18 protein-coding genes are annotated in these 15,854 nt (G+C 67.4%); 6 read left to right on the forward strand and 12 right to left on the reverse strand.

All coding sequences use genetic code 11. The features are described from left to right. Window position 1: 1 nt before the first annotated feature. Both A5692_RS23605 and A5692_RS23610 read right to left on the reverse strand, forming a co-directional pair. Window positions 2-1,357, reverse strand: coding sequence for a wax ester/triacylglycerol synthase family O-acyltransferase (locus A5692_RS23605; RefSeq protein WP_068060662.1), 1,356 nt, complete (start codon window positions 1,355-1,357; stop codon window positions 2-4). Between the two features lie 41 nt (window positions 1,358-1,398). Continuing rightward, window positions 1,399-2,475 (reverse strand): SDR family oxidoreductase, encoded by a 1,077-nt coding sequence (locus A5692_RS23610; protein WP_068060668.1) that lies wholly within the window; start codon window positions 2,473-2,475, stop codon window positions 1,399-1,401. A gap of 335 nt (window positions 2,476-2,810) precedes the next feature. On the opposite strand from A5692_RS23610, the gene A5692_RS23615 reads away from it, so the two are divergent. Beyond that, window positions 2,811-3,308, forward strand: a complete 498-nt coding sequence (locus A5692_RS23615; protein WP_068060670.1) for an adenosine-specific kinase — start codon at window positions 2,811-2,813, stop codon at window positions 3,306-3,308. A gap of 3 nt (window positions 3,309-3,311) precedes the next feature. Here A5692_RS23615 and A5692_RS23620 read toward each other — a convergent pair whose 3' ends face one another. Continuing rightward, entirely contained in the window at window positions 3,312-3,698 is a 387-nt protein-coding gene (locus A5692_RS23620; RefSeq protein ID WP_068060676.1) for a DUF1330 domain-containing protein, read from the reverse strand. A gap of 9 nt (window positions 3,699-3,707) precedes the next feature. Then, complete coding sequence (locus A5692_RS23625; protein ID WP_068060678.1) at window positions 3,708-4,565, reverse strand: SDR family NAD(P)-dependent oxidoreductase; 858 nt, start codon at window positions 4,563-4,565, stop codon at window positions 3,708-3,710. 107 nt (window positions 4,566-4,672) lie between these two features. Here A5692_RS23625 and A5692_RS23630 point away from each other — a divergent pair, with 107 nt between their 5' ends. From A5692_RS23630 to A5692_RS23645, 4 genes are read left to right on the forward strand one after another with little or no spacing between them, the layout of a single operon-like run. After that, the gene (locus tag A5692_RS23630) at window positions 4,673-5,752 is read left to right on the forward strand and encodes a dihydrodipicolinate reductase (protein ID WP_068060680.1); all 1,080 of its coding nucleotides are present in this window, start codon (window positions 4,673-4,675) and stop codon (window positions 5,750-5,752) included. Beyond that, window positions 5,749-6,249 carry a VOC family protein gene (locus A5692_RS23635; RefSeq protein WP_068060683.1) on the forward strand — a complete coding sequence of 167 codons (501 nt, stop codon included), beginning with the start codon at window positions 5,749-5,751 and terminating at the stop codon, window positions 6,247-6,249. Before A5692_RS23630 ends, A5692_RS23635 begins: the two co-directional genes overlap by 4 nt. Next, the gene (locus A5692_RS23640) at window positions 6,246-7,019 is read left to right on the forward strand and encodes an SDR family NAD(P)-dependent oxidoreductase (protein ID WP_068060685.1); all 774 of its coding nucleotides are present in this window, start codon (window positions 6,246-6,248) and stop codon (window positions 7,017-7,019) included. Before A5692_RS23635 ends, A5692_RS23640 begins: the two co-directional genes overlap by 4 nt. Then, on the forward strand, window positions 7,016-7,630 hold the full coding sequence (locus A5692_RS23645) for a TetR/AcrR family transcriptional regulator (protein WP_068060688.1): 615 nt from the start codon (window positions 7,016-7,018) through the stop codon (window positions 7,628-7,630). Before A5692_RS23640 ends, A5692_RS23645 begins: the two co-directional genes overlap by 4 nt. Here the strand turns inward: A5692_RS23645 and A5692_RS23650 are convergent, their stop codons facing one another. The 8 genes from A5692_RS23650 to A5692_RS23685 all read right to left on the reverse strand — a co-directional run bounded on the left by A5692_RS23650 (window position 7,631) and on the right by A5692_RS23685 (window position 14,465). Further along, window positions 7,631-8,629 carry a D-2-hydroxyacid dehydrogenase family protein gene (locus A5692_RS23650; RefSeq protein ID WP_068060692.1) on the reverse strand — a complete coding sequence of 333 codons (999 nt, stop codon included), beginning with the start codon at window positions 8,627-8,629 and terminating at the stop codon, window positions 7,631-7,633. 218 nt (window positions 8,630-8,847) lie between these two features. Next, window positions 8,848-9,813, reverse strand: coding sequence for an LLM class flavin-dependent oxidoreductase (locus A5692_RS23655; protein WP_068060694.1), 966 nt, complete (start codon window positions 9,811-9,813; stop codon window positions 8,848-8,850). Window position 9,814: 1 nt separating this feature from the next. Continuing rightward, on the reverse strand, window positions 9,815-10,294 hold the full coding sequence (locus A5692_RS23660) for a VOC family protein (protein ID WP_068060699.1): 480 nt from the start codon (window positions 10,292-10,294) through the stop codon (window positions 9,815-9,817). Window positions 10,295-10,308: 14 nt separating this feature from the next. Then, window positions 10,309-11,058, reverse strand: a complete 750-nt coding sequence (locus tag A5692_RS23665; protein ID WP_068060702.1) for an SDR family NAD(P)-dependent oxidoreductase — start codon at window positions 11,056-11,058, stop codon at window positions 10,309-10,311. Next, window positions 11,055-12,296 (reverse strand): MBL fold metallo-hydrolase, encoded by a 1,242-nt coding sequence (locus tag A5692_RS23670; protein WP_068060705.1) that lies wholly within the window; start codon window positions 12,294-12,296, stop codon window positions 11,055-11,057. The genes A5692_RS23665 and A5692_RS23670 overlap by 4 nt, the downstream gene beginning before the upstream one ends. A 19-nt stretch (window positions 12,297-12,315) precedes the next feature. After that, complete coding sequence (locus A5692_RS23675) at window positions 12,316-13,587, reverse strand: sulfotransferase (RefSeq protein ID WP_068060710.1); 1,272 nt, start codon at window positions 13,585-13,587, stop codon at window positions 12,316-12,318. A gap of 72 nt (window positions 13,588-13,659) precedes the next feature. After that, window positions 13,660-14,046, reverse strand: a complete 387-nt coding sequence (locus tag A5692_RS23680) for a DUF2237 family protein (protein ID WP_067920174.1) — start codon at window positions 14,044-14,046, stop codon at window positions 13,660-13,662. A gap of 86 nt (window positions 14,047-14,132) precedes the next feature. Further along, complete coding sequence (locus A5692_RS23685; protein ID WP_068060712.1) at window positions 14,133-14,465, reverse strand: PE domain-containing protein; 333 nt, start codon at window positions 14,463-14,465, stop codon at window positions 14,133-14,135. Between the two features lie 206 nt (window positions 14,466-14,671). Here A5692_RS23685 and A5692_RS23690 point away from each other — a divergent pair, with 206 nt between their 5' ends. Next, window positions 14,672-15,805 carry a 1,4-beta-xylanase gene (locus A5692_RS23690; RefSeq protein WP_068060716.1) on the forward strand — a complete coding sequence of 378 codons (1,134 nt, stop codon included), beginning with the start codon at window positions 14,672-14,674 and terminating at the stop codon, window positions 15,803-15,805. Window positions 15,806-15,854: the final 49 nt, after the last annotated feature.

Here is a 15,854-nt window from a genome sequence, read left to right on the forward strand (position 1 = left end):
CTCAGGACCCGACCGAACGTTCCAGGTCCTTTAGCGACGACTCCAGGTGCGCCAGCAGGCGCTGCAGGTGCGGCACGCTCCGCCGGCATCCCACGAGGCCGAAATCGAGATTGCCGGCGTTGTTGGCGAGGGTGATGTTCAGCGCCTGGCCGTCCAGCGCGATGGACATCGGGTAGTTGCCGTCGAGGCGGGCGCCCCCGTAGTAGATCGGCTGGGTGGGCCCGGGCACGTTCGAGATGATGATGTTGAACGGCGGCGACGTGGAGGCCACCCAGCCCGGGACGGCCGCCAGAGCCAGCGCCGACGTGTTGGCCGCGGACAGCGCCAGCGCCTGGAAGCGGGGCAACTGCGAGAACACCGTCTTGTTCCGGCGCATCGAATCGCTGATGGTCTGCAGTCGCTGCGCGGGATCGTCGGTAGCGGTGGCGAGATTGCACAGGATGGCGCCGACGAGGTTGCCCCCGGCGTCGGCCTCGTCCTCGGTGCGCAGGCTCACCGGGACCATCGCGATCAGCGGGGTGTCCGGCAGCGCGTTCTGCTCGAGCAGGTAGTAGCGCAGGGCGCCCGAACACATCGCCAGCACGACGTCGTTGACGGTGACCCCGGCGGCCTTCTTGACGCCTTTGATGCGGTCCAGCGACCATGACTGCGCGGCGCAGCGGCGCGCGCCGCCGATCTTGACGTTCAGCATGGTGCGCGGGGCTCCGAAGGGCAACGTCAGCTGCTGCTCGAGCAACGCCGCCCGGGCCAGCGAGACCGTCGACGGGGCAAGTGCCGCAAGCGATCCCGCCGCACGCAGCGCCGAACGCAACGGGCTCACCGGGCTGCTCTTGCGTTTACTCTTGGGCAGGCTCCACGGCGCGCGCATCTCGGCGTCCTCGGGGTCTGTCGACAACGCGCGCTGCATCAGTTTCTGCGCGGAGACGCCGTCGATCAGTGCATGGTGAACCTTGGTGTAGATGGCGAACCGGCCATCCTTGAGGCCCTCGATGATGTGCGTCTCCCACAGGGGGCGGTGACGGTCCAGCAGGCTGCTGTGCCAGCGCGACGTCAGCTCCAGCAATTCACGGATCCGACCGGGTGACGGCACCGCCGAGCGCCGGACGTGGTAGTCGACGTCGACGTCGTTGTCGTAGGACCAGCCCAGGTTTGCGATTCCGCCGACGAACGTCGCCGGATGCTTGCGGAAGGTGGGCTGAAAATCCTGCTGCGCGATCAACCGGTCATAGAGGTCCCGGACGAAGCCGGGACCGGCGCCGTCCGGCATCTCGAACAACTGCAAGCCACCGACGTGCATGGGGTGTTCCCGCGACTCTCCCAGCAGAAATATCGCGTCGGTGGGCATCATCAGTTCCATCCACCCATTAGACCCCGACTGGCGCCGGGCGACGGCGCACTTCAGAACATCGCCGCCGAGCCGATGTCAGGATGGCTGCGCATGAAATCCACGAGTCGATCGACATAGCTGCGGAACGCGGGCGGCTCGATACCACTGCCGGCGAGATCGGCCCGACAATGATCGGTCAAGTAGAAGGTGGGCTGGGCGAAGTAATCGACCGCCTCGGGAGGGATCCGCATCAGGCGGTAGAGCCCCGGAACGTGCGCCAGTGCAGCTTTCGTCAATTTCAGGGGCAGCCGGATCTTGAGCAGTTCGCGACCCGTCGCCTGGGCCAGCGTATCCGCCATCTCATCGACCGTGAGGGGACGCGGATCCGCCAGCTGATAGGTGCGCCCCTCCGAAACCGAAAGGCCGCTCAGATATCCGACCGCGTCGACGACGAAGTCGCGCGGGACCACGTTGACGCGCGTCTTCATGGGATCACCCACCATCGGGAAGATCGCGTAGCGAGGCTGTCGCAGCAACCACTGCATGACGAAGTAGGGGCCGTCGAATTTTTGTGTCTGCCCGGTACGGCTGTCGCCGACGACAATCGAGGGGCGATAGATCGTGGCGGGCATGCCCGCGGCCATATGCCAGCGCACCTCCGCCTCGGCGAGGTGCTTGGTCTCTTCGTAGTAGTTGTTGAACGGCGCACCGACTTCGAGGTCATCCTCGCTGAACGGGCCGGCATAGCGGCCGCTGACGTAGCAGGTGCTGAAGTGGTGCAGGCGCGTCAGGCTCCGACAGCGTCCGAGCGCATCCAGGACGTTTCGGGTGCCGTCGACGTTGACCCGGACCGCCACGTCGCGCGGCACCGCCAAGTCGTACACGGCGGCCAGGTGCCACGCCTCGGTGACCTCGGCGAAGGTATCTGGTGCAACGCCGAGACCGGGTTGGGTGATGTCGCCTTCGACTAGCCGGATCCGCCCGTCGAGAAACGGTTCCGCGGAGCTCAGTTCGTCCACGCGTCGCCGTGCCAGCGTGCCGAACTTCGGTTGCACTAGACAGATGGCCGACTCGCCGGTGCGCCTGAGGATGCCCGGCAGCAACGCGCTACCGAGAAAGCCGGGAAACCCGGTCATCAAGACGGTCATCGCTGCACTCCTGAGCCGATGGTTTTGTTACCGAAATGGTTGCGGTGGGCAAGTTCTGCGGTCCCGCGGCGCACCCTCGGGCGGAAACTCCACTGTGTGGCCCGATCAAACGGCACGCGCACGTGGTGTCTTTCCTCGATGAGATCGAGCAAGGCGTTCATCGCTCTTTCCCCTACTGAAACGGGCCGTCGATGAGAGACGCTATCGGCTACCGGCGGCGTTAGGACGGGTTTTTTGAACCCAGCACACAAGTCATTGGTCCTCAGTTGGTTCGATTGGCAAAGAGGCGGCAAAGAAGTCTTTCGGGCGGCCGTAGCCGGTGGCAGCATGGGCTGGTGACGACAACATCGCTGACGTGGGATGTGGTGGCCGTTGACAAGCCCGAGGATGTCAACGTAATCATCGGCCAGGCACATTTCGTCAAAACCGTCGAAGACCTGCACGAGGCCCTGGCCGGAGTCAGCCCGTCGCTGCGGTTCGGAGTGGCCTTCTGCGAGGCGTCGGGGCCGCGGTTGGTTCGCCGCAGCGGCAACGACGCCGATTTGGTCGACTTGGCGACGCGCGCGGCGCTGGCCATCGCGGCCGGGCATAGCTTCGTGATCTTCTTGCGTGAGGGCTTTCCGGTCAACGTCCTCAATCCCGTGAAGTCGGTGCCCGAAGTCTGCGGGATCTACTGCGCCACTGCCAACCCGGTTGATGTCCTGGTTGCTGTTTCTCCGCGCGGTCGCGGCATCATTGGCGTCATCGACGGGCAGACGCCCGTCGCGGTGGAAGGCGATCGTGAGGTGGCCGAGCGCCACGATCTGCTGCGCGCAATCGGTTACAAGCTCTGAGTCTCAGTCGCCCGCGACTGACCATACCGACGTGGCGATCAGGTCACCGCGCTCCAGGCCGGCGGCGCGGTGTTGGTGAACCTCGGCGTACTCAGGAGTGCTCACCATATCCATGAATGCCTGCGGTGACGGATACTCGACGACCAGAATGGCATCCCACCAAGGCTTTTCATCGTCACCGATCACAAAGGCCGGTGCGGTTCCCGCGTAACGGACGGTGGCACCCACCCGCCGCAGGTGTGGCGCGACCTCCAGGGCGTAGCGCTGGTAGGACTCCCGTCCGCCCGGGGTCTTGAACTTCAACAGGTTGACCATCACCACCGGCTCGTCGGCGGGCCGGGTGGCCAGGGCCGCGAACTGTTCGGGAGTGGGCTCCAGGGAGTGGCTCATGAAAGACGATTACAGCAGATCGGTGATGGTCTTCAGGCCCGCTTCGTACAGGACGCCGGGCAACATGCCGCCGTCATGCTCGATGGTGGTGCCGTTGACGAAGTCGGCCTCCCCGCCGGCGAGGAATACGCAGACCCGGCCCACCTCCGCCGGTTCGCCCGCCCGATGCAGCGGGACAGCCGCGAAATACTTTGCGCCGGTGGGGTCGTCTTTCGGGAGCACGAACGACCGAAAGTTCTCGGTCATGGTCGGCCCCAGGGCGATGCAGTTGACCCGGACCTTGGGTCCCCACTCCTCGGCCAGCGATCGGGTGAGATGGTTGAGCCCGCTCTTGGCGGCGCCGTAGGAGACCAACGTCGGCGACCCCGCCGGATGCCCGGCCCCGCTGGAGATGTTGATGATGCAACCGACCCCGTCCTGGGTGCGCATCTGCCGGTACGCGCGGATCGCGAACCAAAGGGGGCTGATCAGGTTCATCTGCACCGCGAACGCGTGAAAGAGAGCCGTGCGCTCATACTCGTCGTCGCTCGGCGGCGCACCCTGAATGCGTTGCACCAGTGCGGGAATGCTCTCCGCGTGTGGCGCCGGAACCGTCCCGCCGGCATTGTTGACCAGGATGTCGATGCGGCCGTGCTCGGCGACGACGTCGGCGACGAACGAGTCGATCGCGCGGTAGTCCCCTTGGTCGCAGACCTTTTGTGAGGCCCGCCCCGCCCACTCGGGTTCGACATCGGGGATGGCGTCCAGCGGCGAACGTGAACAGCCGACGACGGTGGCGCCGGCCCGGAGCAGCTCGTGGGCGATGCCGACGCCCACACCGCGGCTGGTTCCCGTCACGATCGCGACTTTGCCGTCCAGGGCATTCATGACGGGCCTTCCTACGCCGGGCCGATGTTGACAGTCACTGTCAGCGGGTCATACTGTGCCATTCCGGTCATCGACGTGTAAAGGCATGCGATTCGGAGGTCACCCAGATGAGCAGTCCGTCCAAGCTCCGCGTCATCCAATGGGCGACCGGGGGCGTCGGCAAGGCGGCCATCGCGTGCGTGCTCAATCATCCGCAGTTGGAGCTGACCGGCTGCTGGGTGCACTCGGCGGACAAGAACGGGGTCGACGTCGGTCGGATCCTGGGAACCGGCGACCTCGGTGTCACTGCCACGTCCAGCGCTGAGCAGATCCTGGCGCTGGACGCCGACTGCGTCGTCTACAGCCCGTTGGTGCCCAACGACGACGAGGTGATCGCGATCCTGCGATCCGGCAAGAACGTCGTCACGCCGGTCGGCTGGGTATACCCCGACCCCACCAACCCGCGGCACCGGGCCGTCGCCGACGCCGCGATCGAAGGCGGGGTGACCCTGCACGGTTCGGGGATCCACCCCGGCGGCATCACGGAGCGGTTCCCGCTGATGCTGTCCTCGCTCTCGTCGGCCGTCACCCATGTCCGCGCCGAGGAATTCTCCGACATCCGCACCTACAACGCCCCCGACGTCGTGCGCCACATCATGGGATTCGGCGGTACCCCCGAGGAAGCCATGCAGGGGCCCATGGCCGGCCTGCTGGACGGGGGCTTCAAGCAGTCGGTTCGAATGATCGCCGACCACATGGGTTTTCGCATCGACCCAAACATCAGGACCATCCAGGACGTCGCGGTCGCGACCTCCGACATCGACTACGCCCCGTTTCCGATCACGACGGGTGCCGTGGCCGCTCGCCGGTTCCGCTGGCAGGCCCTGGTGGACGGCGAACCGGTCATCACGGCGGCGGTCAACTGGCTGATGGGCGAGGAAAACCTGGACCCGGCCTGGGATTTCGGCGGACGTGGCGAACGGTTCGAGGTCGAGATCACCGGCGATCCCACCGTGAGCCTCACCTTCAAGGGCCTGCAACCCGAGACGATCGCCGAAGGGCTGGTGAAGAATCCCGGCGTGGTGGCCACGGCCAACCACTGCGTCAACGCCATCCCCGACGTCTGCGCGGCCGAACCCGGGATCAAGACCTATCTCGACCTGCCCCTGTTCGCGGGCCGCCCCGCTCTAGGCCTCGCGGCGTCATGACCGGCGTCCTCGGCGACGTCTCGTTCTGCCACCTCGTCGTCGGGGTCTCCGACATGGACCGCGCCCTGGCGTTCTACCGCGACCTGCTCGGCATGGAGGTCGTCTTCGAAACCCTGATCTCCGGTGAGCCTTTCGACGCCGCGCTGCACGCCTCCCGCAAGCAGGAAGGCCGGGTGGTGGGCGGATTGCTCGGCGGGTTGATGGTCGAACTGCTGTCGCTGGGCACGAACACTCCAGAGCACCGGCCGGCACTCCGCGGCGTCACCGGGATCCACAACGTCGCCCTGTCGGTGACCGACCTCGACGCCACCCACCGCCGTGTGACCGCGGCCGGACACTCCCCCGACCAGGAGCCCTTCGAGATCGGCGGCGTGCGAATGTTTTTCGTCAAGGACCCGGACGGGACCACGATCGAGTTCATCGAACTTCCCGGCGGCGCGCGCAGCACATACGAGATGCACCGCGGGGTGCCGCTACAAATGGGGCCCGCGACATGAGCTACTCGCACCCCGAATCGATGCGCGGCCACGTCGCGATCGTCACCGGCGCCGCCCAGGGTGTGGGCAAGGGCACCGCCGCCGCACTGCTGGAGCGCGGCGCATCGGTGCTGCTGGTCGACATCCAGGACGAACTGCTGGGCACGACGACCGAGGAGCTGTCGGCGCTGGGCCGCGTCGAGAAGCTGACCGCCGACCTGCGTGACCCGGCCAGCGCACCGCGTATCGTGACGGCCGCCGTCGACGCCTTCGGTATGGTCCACGGCCTGGTCAACAACGCGATCGCCACCAACGAGCCCAAGGCATTCGTCGACATCACCACCGAAGACTTCGCGCTCGGCCACGACGTCGGCCCACGTGCGACCTTCCTGCTCATGCAAGCCGTACACCCCGTCATGGTCGAAGCGGGCGGCGGGTCGATCGTCAACCTCGGCTCGGGCACGGGCACCGGCGGTGAGCCGAAGTGGGGTGGCTACGCCGCCGCCAAGGAGGCCATCCGGGGCCTGTCGAAGGTCGCCGCCCTGGAGTGGGGGCGAGACAACATCCGCGTCAACGTCATCTGCCCATTCGCCGAATCCGATGGCGTCAAGTTCTGGAAGTCGTTCGCGCCCAGGGAGTACGAGAAGGCCGTCGGACGCGTACCGATGAAGCGCATCGGCGATGTCCGCACCGACGTGGGCGCGTTGGTGGCGTTCCTGCTGGGCACCGACTCGACGTTCATCACCGGACAGACCATTCACGTCGACGGCGGGATCGGCTGCTTCCGGTGAGCTCGCCCGACAGACCCGAGTCGCTGCGCGATCGGCAGCGCGCGCAGATCCGGGCCGACATCAGGCGCGCGGCGTTCCGGCTGTTCGTCGAGCGGGGGTACGACGCCGTCACCACGGAAGAGATCGCCGCCGCCGCGGGTGTTTCGGCGCGCACCTTCTTCCGGCACGTGCCGACGAAGGAAGACCTGCTGCTCGCCCCCGTTCGCCATGGCGGCGCCGCGATCGTCAACCTGCTCGAGCAGCGGCCCGCGAACGAGTCCCCGGACGTCGCGTTGATCAACGCCATCGTCACGCGGACCCGGTCATTCGAGCAGGCCGACACCGACGAGTGGCGAGAAGCGCTGCTGGTGGCGCCCGGTCTGCTGGGCAAGGTCACGGTCCACACGCCCGCGGACAAGGAGCGGGCGGCCAAGCTGATCGCGGGGCGCATGGGCGTGAACCCCGACGCCGACATCCGTCCCGGCCTGCTGGTCCAACTCGCCTTCGCCGCGGCCGATTTCGGCTTCCAGCAATGGGTCCGCCGGCCCGGTCGCGCGTGGCCATTGGACCGCTACGTCACCGAGGCGCTGGAAGCGGTCAAGAGTCCGCACTGGAGACGCAAGCGCGGCTGATCACCCCCGCGACGCCTCGGGGTTGGCGATCCGAATGGGGGCCCCGTCCAGCCAGGCGACCACCGACTCAACGGTGTCGGAGTAGAAGGCACCGAGCATTTCGCGGGTGACGTACCCCAGGTGGGGCGACAGGGTGACGTTCGGGAGCACCCGCAACGGGTGATCCGTCGGCAGCGGTTCGATGTCGTAGACGTCGAGTCCGGCGCCGGCGATGCGGCGCGCCGTGAGGGCGGCGATCATCGCGGCCTCGTCCACGATCGGCCCTCGCGACGTGTTGATCAGGTACGCTTGCGGCTTCATCAGGGCCAGCTCGGGCTCGCCGACCAGGCCGCGCGTGCGCTCGGAGAGCACCACATGGATGGACACCACGTCGGCCTCCTCGAACAGCGCCGCCTTGTCGACCCGGCGCGCGCCCACCGCCGCGGCGGCGTCCGCGGTGAGGTTCTGGCTCCACGCGATGACCTCCATGCCAAAGGCTTTCGCGTATCCGGCCATCCGCGTGCCCACCCGGCCGAGGCCGAGCAGCCCGAGCGTCTTGCCGGACAGCGTGAGACCCGTCGTCACCTGCCAGCCGCCGTCTCGCATGCGGCGGTGCTCTTCGGCCAGGTTGCGCACCGTGGCGATCAGCAGTCCCCAGGCGAACTCGGGCGTGGCGTCCTGGACCGAGCGGAACCGCGGGTGGGCGAAATCGGTGTTGGCGACCAGGATCCCCCGCTCGGTGGCCGCGGCCAGGTCCAGGTTGGGCAGGCTGGTGCCGACGATGGTGATCAGCTTGAGTTTCGGCAACCGCTCGAGCAGCGTCCGCGGCAGCGCCATCCGCTCGCGCAGGGTACAGATGACGTCGAAGGGCCGCAGCGCCTCCGCCGCCTCTTCCTCGGACAGGTGGCGGTCGAAAACCGTCACGCGGGAACGGGTTTGCACCGGCGACCAGTCGGCAAGCCGCAGTGCCACGCCCGCGTAGTCATCGAGGATCGCCACCTGGGACGCGGGGTTCGCCATGCCCCCCATTCAACCTCAGGTCGCCGCTGTCGGGCGCGCGCGAGGGGCTGCTCGCCGGCGCGGAATGGTGCGGCGGGGCCGGATTCGTCATCGTGGCCCCGTTACGGGTTGACCGGGCGCGGCTCAGCCGCCGAGGACCCCCAGGGCTCTTCTCGCTTCAGTTCTCATGGTGGGCCGCATACCCCTTGTTCGCATGCGCAATCGGAACTTCGGCGCAATTAGCTGAGCGCGGGCAGCACCTTGTCGGTGAGCAACTGGACCGACTTCCACGCTTCGTCGACGGGCATGCCGCCGACCAGCGGATGCATCACGAGCGGCCCGTAGTTGTCGGCGTCGCGCACCTCGGCGATCAGCTCATCGGGGGTCAGGAACCGGTACCGTCCCGACGCCTTGACCTGGTCCAGCGTTTGCACGCCGGGCAAATGCATGAGGGACCGCTGGTCGGTTGACCATCCGCCGTAAGTGACGGCCTCCCAAAGGATGTGGTCGCCCAGCTCCGCCCAGGCCCGGTCGGGGTCCTCGTGCAGGAAGATCATCCCGCGGTTGACCGGCCCCGGCATGAGGATGAGCGGCGTCATGCCCGCGTCGGCACACAACTCGCGGTAGAAGGCGGCGATGTCGGGCAGGTGGTCGGCCAGGCTGAGCGGCAACCGGAATCGCGCCGCTCGCCGCGCCGTGGCCCGCGCGCCGCCCCCGACATAAAGCGGTGGATGCGGCCGCGTCCAGGTGCCGGCACAGATTCCCGCGTCGGCCCCGGACCACACCGAGAGCATGCGCTCGAGCAGTCCGTCCATCAGCGCACCGCGCTGCGTGAACTCGGTTCCCAAAGCCTCGTATTCGATCGCGCGGTAACCCAGGCCGAGCGTGGTGTGCAGCCGGCCCCGGCTCATGTTGTCGACCAACGCGATGTCCTCGGCGAGGCGTACCGGATTCCAGAGCGGGCCCAGGGCACAGTCGACGCTGGCGATCAGCCTCGAAGTCCGCGCCAGGAACATCGCCGACGCCATGATGGGGTTGCAACTCCAGCCGTGTCCGGTCGCGTGGTGCTCGTCGACGCTGACCGAGGTGATGCCGCGCGACTCACCCCACTGCGCCAACTCGAGGGCGGCCGACAACAACGCGCTCTGCGTGCGCGCTTCGCCCTGCGGGGACGCGAAGTTGAAGCGCAACACCGTCAGCAACACGTCACGCCTCCCCCGGGCCCGCCATCGACCGCAGAAACGCCGGGAAGTCGGGAAACAGCGCGCGGTCGACGATCTCGATGCGCGTGCCGAAAGCGTCCGTGTAGTAGGCGAACAGGCCGAGGTGGGAGCCGGCCACGTCGGCTGTCATCTCGAGGGTGAAGCCGTTGTCCTGCAGAACCTGTCCGCTCGTGGCCAGGTCGTCGCTGAAGTAGCCGATGTGATGGACCGCGTTGCCGGGCGCGGCGGTCCACGGAGTCCCGGGCACCTCCTGGACGAGTTCGACGTGCGGGCTCTGCAACGAGTAGACGATCGTGGAGGTCAGTTCGCGGACGCCGGTCGCGGTGCGGAACGGCAGGGTGTAGCTCATCGGGGTGATCCACCGGTAGCCGCCCAGCGCGCTCAGCCGGGCCATGGCCGCATCGAGGTCGGGCACGACGATGCCGGTGTGGTAGAAGTCCTCGGGTCGCAGCGCGATTGCCATGTTCTCCTCGTGTCTCAGACGCAGTCCGACGCGGCGTCGACAACGAACACCGCGCCGCTGGTATAGCTACTTTGCTCGGTGCACAAGAAGGCGATGGTGGGGGCGATCTCCCCCACGGACCCGAAGCGGCGCAACGGGATATGCACCAACTCGGTCTCCACCAACTCGGCCGAGCCGTGCATTGGCGCGGTCATCGGGGTATCGATGGCGCCTGGCGCCACCGCGTTCACCCGGATTCCCTTTCCGGCCCACTTGACCGCGAGGTTCCTGGTAATGCAGACGATCCCGGCCTTCGCCGCGCCGTAGCCGGGCACCAACGGCACGGCCCGGAGCGCGGACATCGACGCGAGGTTCACCACGCTGGCACCGCCGGCCGCGGTCGACGCCTTCAGGGCGCGATAGAGCCCGACGGTCAGCCGATAGGGTCCGGTGAGGTTCAGCGCGACCGACGCCTCGAACCCGTCCGGCTTCGATTCGTCCAGGCCGCGGGGGAAATTGGCGCCGGCGTTGTTGACCAGCACGTCGAGGCGGGTGAACTTCTGCGCCAGCGCGTCGATCGACTCCGGGTCGCTGATCTGCAGCCGGTGATAGTCCATGCCGGACAGGTCGGTCTCGTAGTCGTCCGGCGCCGGCTTGGTCCCGGTGACGGCGACGCGCGCCCCGGCGTCGCGGAACAAGACGGCGGTCGCGTGCCCGATTCCGCTGGTGCCGCCGGTGATCAGCGCCGTGGTGCCCGTGAAGTCGAAGCTGACGCGCGCCGTCATGCGTTCCTCGCTATCTGGTTTCTGAGCCAGGCACTTTCCCAGAAGTTGGAGCTCCCGGCCAGCAGTTTTTCATGGGCGTCCCGCAGCACGGACCGTGCCCCGGCGTCGTCTGGCGGGACAAGCTCGGCCAGGTGGATGGCGTGCAGCGGGCGGCCGGCGGCAAGGTGTTCCCGGGCCCGAACCAATAGAGCGTCGGCCCCGGCCAGTTCGACAACGTCGGCGGCCACGGCATCGAACTCGACCGGATAGAGTTCGGTGGTCGACCCGTGGTGAAACCAGCCGGAGTAGGTCTCCCAGACGGCCCGCACGTCCCAGGCCACCTTTCCATAGCCTTGCCCCACTTCGCATTCCGCGGGCAACGTGATCTCGCGCATCAGGGTCCGGACGTCCTTGCCGGCGTTCATTCCCTCGACGGTCTGGTCGTGGACGTAGCGGATGGCGTCGCACAGCCGGCTCAGTTCGGCGTGGATGCGCTTGGCGCCCGCGATCGGTTCGAAATGGCCGGTCACGAGGAGTTCGGGCCTCAGGTCGCGCACTCGCTCCACCGACGCGATCGCGGTCAGGGCGTCGCGGTACCGGTCGCCGCGCATGGTGACCAGGTTGGGAATGTGCCCGAACAGCGGGCCGAAGGTGTTCCCGCACAAGCAGATCCGCTCATCCGTCAGCCACACCACCAGCGAATCGGTGGTTTCGCCGCCGGGCACCGAGATCAGCTCCATCCGCCGGCCCCCGAGCTGCAGGGTCAGCGTGTCTTCGAAGTCGAGGTCCACGACGGGAATGCTCTGGCCGGCCAACCGGGTGCTACCGAGGCGCCGCTGAACGGCTTGGATGCCGGCGGCCAGGGTGTCCTTGAACGCGAAGGCGCTGCGGCTGGCGCGGTACGGGATGAGGCGCTCGTTGTCGTCGCGCCACAACGTCCAGTTCGCCTGCGCGACCACGGTCGTGCCGGGGTCGCGCACGCTGTCCAGGCCGCCGACGTGGTCGACGTGGCCCTGGGTGAAGATGACGTAGCGCACCGGCGAGGGGTCGACGGCGTCGAAGTTCGCGCGATGCACCGGGCCCTCGAACCCCATGCCGGTGTTGACGATCACCCGGCCCTCGCGCGTGGTGAGCAGATAGGCGTTCGAGAGCCCCGGTGAACACCACAGCCCGGGCGCGATCTCCTCGGCCCGGTCGGCGGCCGCGGGCCGCATGGCGTCGGCCCCGGGCCTGCTGCGGTAGACCGGTTCGAAGCTCATCGTTCTCGTTCCCTTCGGGCTACGTCTCGGCCTGGACGTCGAACTTGTCGAAGTAGAAGTCGAATCGTCGGCGCAGCTCGTCGGCCGTGATGCCGAAGTGCCGATGCAGGTCGTAGCGGATGCGACCATGTTTGCCCCGCGGATTGCCCTCCAGGTACTTCTGGAACCGCTCCCGCACCTTCGGTGTCAGTTCGACGCCGCCGCATTGGTAAAGCCGCTCGAGCACCGGCATTTCGCCGGCGTTCAGCTGATGGAAGCTGATGTCGACGCTGCGTTCGACCGGCACCAGGTCGCGGTCGCGCACGCACGCGCTCAGCAGCCGGTGCACGCGGTCGGTCCAGTAGTCGAGCAGCCAGTCCGGATCGATGCTCGTTCGGCGCAGCCGATCGGAGTAGGCCATCATGGTGACCGCCGACTGGATCACCGCGACGGGATCCCGGTGCGTGAAAGCCACTGTCGCGTCGGGAAACGTCGCCAGGAGCGGACCGAGCTGCTCGCAGTGCTGCGGGCTTTTCAGGACCCAGGTCCGCGGGCCGCGCAGGAAAGTCAACGCCTGGAGGACTTTCCGCAGGTATGCGTAGTGCCGGGTCTGGTCCAGGTTCAGGTAGTAGTCGCGCCAATCCGGTACGCGCGCATGCCATTCCAGGACATAAGCGGCCATATCGAGGTCGAGCAGTTCCACCTCCTCCTCGATCGCCTCGGGGAATCGGTCGTGCATGGCCGCCACCACCGGGGCGCTGGCCATGAGCGCGTCGTGCTCGGACTTGGCCCGCGCGTAGCGCGGATCCACCCCGGAGATGTCGGGGCCCTGGCCGCGAGCGGGAAAGGGTTCCTGGCTCTCCCAGTACGGCAGCGCCCGCCGACGAGGGTCGGCGGCAATGAGATTCACCAGATGAGTGGTGCCCGATCGCGGCATGCCGACGACGATGAACGGGTTCTCGATCGGGATGGCTTCGATTTCCGGATACCGCGTGAGGAGATCGGTCAGCGACAACCGGTTGCGCAGCAATCGCACGACGCGTTGCCGCAGTGATGAGCGCGTGAGCTGACGCAGGCCCTCGTCGCCTTCGATGGCCGCTATGTGCGCCTCGAGTCGATCGCCGAAGCCGTCGACGTCGTCGAGATCGGCCACTGTCGTCAGCCCGGCCTGCTCGACCGCCTCCGCGAGCATCCGGTCGATGTCGAACTCGACGACTCTGGCCTCGGTGAACTCCAGGATCTGGCGTTGGACGTCGGTCAGCTTGGGCGCGGTCAGATCGTCGAAGTCGATATCGTCAACGGCAGAGCTCACCGGATCCTCTTTTCGACGTGTCGTCGACGGCAAATATGACACAGACGCTAGACGTCGATCCGGTGTGGTTCCCTACAGGTTCGCCAAGTCGTCGGGCACGTCGACCTTGTGTTCCTGCAACGCCTCCAGCGGCACCACCTCGAGGGTGCGCTCGTGCGTGGAGGCCAACACCACCGGCGCGGCGCAGCCATCCTGATGCGCCCGAAGCCAATTCAGCGCCGTGACACACCAACGGTCACCGGGCAGCAGTCCGGGGAACCGGTATTCGGGAACCGGTGTCAGCAAGTCGTTGCCGATGGAACGCTGGTGCTCCAGGAATTCGGCCGTCATGACCGCGCAGATCGTGTGCCGGCCGAGGTCCTCGGGCCCCGTCGAGCAACAGCCGTCGCGGTAGTACCCGGTCAGTGGCTCCGTGCCGCACGGTTCCAGTGGACCGCCTAACACGTTTCGCTCGCGCACGGATTCAGTATCGCGCTCGGTCGGGTGAAGTTTGAAGTAACTTTGCCGTCCCCGTCCGGCAAATTTCTCCGGGCCCGGGCCGGTCGCTATCCCGCCATCCGGTAGGCGGTCAGCAGGCGGGTGCCGAGCACGCTGCCGGCCGCGGCAGCGTCGACCTCCGTGTACATGCGGGCGATGTCGACGATCGCGGTGCCCGTGCGGGCCAGCTCTTGTTGCGCGGCGGTGTGCAGCGCCAGAAAGGCGGTGGCCTCCGCGGCGAACGCGACGGCGGCCTGTGCCGACACCTCGTCGGCCCCGGCGGGCACCACGGCCGTGGTCGACGGGGCCGCGGCCATACCGGCCTGCAGCCCCTGCGTCGCACCGCGGACGACGTCGGACCCGATGTTCGCGGCGGCCGGATCGAATGACAGTGCCTGCACGGGACTACTCCTCAACACACCGGATGATGTCGTGGGGCGATAGTAGCAATAGGCAACTGTTCGTGTCTACAAAACTTTCTTTAGGTAGGTTTGCCCGGCCCCACGGACGGCTCCGGGTGACGGGGCGATAACAATTCCCACCTCAAGCCGGCGCGACGCGCTGAGCAAATCCCGGGGAAATCGCCGGGAAAATTTATCGTCACATCGTGCACCGAAGAATGGCCCTCAAGCTGCCACTTCTGCTGGCAGCAGGTACCGCGCTGGCGCGAGCCCCCCGCGCCTCCGCGGAGGAGCCGGGCCGCTGGCCCGCCGACCGGGCCAACCGCTGGTACCAGGCGCAGGGCTTCCTCGTCGGGTCGAACTTCATCACCTCCAACGCCATCAACCAGCTCGAGATGTTCCAGGCCGACACCTACGACCCGCGGCGGATCGACACCGAGCTCGGCTGGGCCAGGTTCTACGGGCACAACACCGCGCGGGTGTTCCTGCACGATCAGCTGTGGGCCCAGGACCAGCGGGGCTTCCAGGCGCGGCTCGCGCAGTTCGTCGACATCGCCGCGCGCCACCGCATCAAACCGCTGTTCGTGTTCTTCGACTCGTGCTGGGACCCGGCGCCCCGGGCGGGCCGACAGCGCGCGCCGACGCCCGGCGTGCACAACTCCGGCTGGGTGCAGAGCCCGGGCGCCGAACGCCTTGGCGACCCCCGCTACGCCGGCGTCATGCGCGACTACGTCACCGGGGTGCTGACGCAGTTCCGCAACGACGACCGCATCCTGGGCTGGGACCTGTGGAACGAGCCCGACAACCCGGCGCGCCAGTACCGCAACGCCGAGCGCACCGACAAGGAACAACTTGTCGGAAACCTGCTCCCACAGGTGTTCCGATGGGCGCGCGCGGTGGACCCCAGCCAGCCGCTCACCAGTGGCGTGTGGCGCGGCGACTGGGGACAGCCCCAGGGCCGCAGCGCGATCAGCGACATTCAGCTGGCCAACGCCGACGTGATCACATTCCATTCCTATGCCGACCCAGCGGGCTTCGAGTCCCGGATCGGCGAGCTCACCCCGCTGGGCAGGCCGATCCTGTGCACGGAGTACATGGCGCGGCCGCGGGGCAGCACGGTCGAGGGAATTCTGCCGGTGGCCAAGCGCCACAACGTCGGTGCCATCAACTGGGGTCTGGTCGCCGGGAAGACGCAGACCTACTTTCCCTGGGAATCGTGGGACCACCCGTACACGACGATCCCCAAGGTCTGGTTCCACGACCTGCTCGGGCCCGACGGCCGACCCTTCAGGGACAGCGAAGCACTGACGACCCGAAAGCTGGCCGGAACTCAGGCCTAGAGATTCGGCACCGGCTCGAGAACGCGGTCGAATCGCCCCGGCCGTCCGC

It is taken from the genome of Mycobacterium sp. E342, assembly GCF_001667665.1.
Classification (GTDB): domain Bacteria; phylum Actinomycetota; class Actinomycetes; order Mycobacteriales; family Mycobacteriaceae; genus Mycobacterium.

Coding starts and splice junctions, on each gene's coding strand:
- A5692_RS23605 (WP_068060662.1), bottom strand. CDS start 1,357: ATGGAACTGATGATGCCCACCGACGCGATATTTCTGCTGGGAGAGTCG.
- A5692_RS23610 (WP_068060668.1), bottom strand. CDS start 2,475: ATGACCGTCTTGATGACCGGGTTTCCCGGCTTTCTCGGTAGCGCGTTG.
- A5692_RS23620 (WP_068060676.1), bottom strand. CDS start 3,698: ATGAGCCACTCCCTGGAGCCCACTCCCGAACAGTTCGCGGCCCTGGCC.
- A5692_RS23625 (WP_068060678.1), bottom strand. CDS start 4,565: ATGAATGCCCTGGACGGCAAAGTCGCGATCGTGACGGGAACCAGCCGC.
- A5692_RS23630 (WP_068060680.1), top strand. CDS start 4,673: ATGAGCAGTCCGTCCAAGCTCCGCGTCATCCAATGGGCGACCGGGGGC.
- A5692_RS23635 (WP_068060683.1), top strand. CDS start 5,749: ATGACCGGCGTCCTCGGCGACGTCTCGTTCTGCCACCTCGTCGTCGGG.
- A5692_RS23640 (WP_068060685.1), top strand. CDS start 6,246: ATGAGCTACTCGCACCCCGAATCGATGCGCGGCCACGTCGCGATCGTC.
- A5692_RS23650 (WP_068060692.1), bottom strand. CDS start 8,629: ATGGCGAACCCCGCGTCCCAGGTGGCGATCCTCGATGACTACGCGGGC.
- A5692_RS23660 (WP_068060699.1), bottom strand. CDS start 10,294: ATGGCAATCGCGCTGCGACCCGAGGACTTCTACCACACCGGCATCGTC.
- A5692_RS23665 (WP_068060702.1), bottom strand. CDS start 11,058: ATGACGGCGCGCGTCAGCTTCGACTTCACGGGCACCACGGCGCTGATC.
- A5692_RS23670 (WP_068060705.1), bottom strand. CDS start 12,296: ATGAGCTTCGAACCGGTCTACCGCAGCAGGCCCGGGGCCGACGCCATG.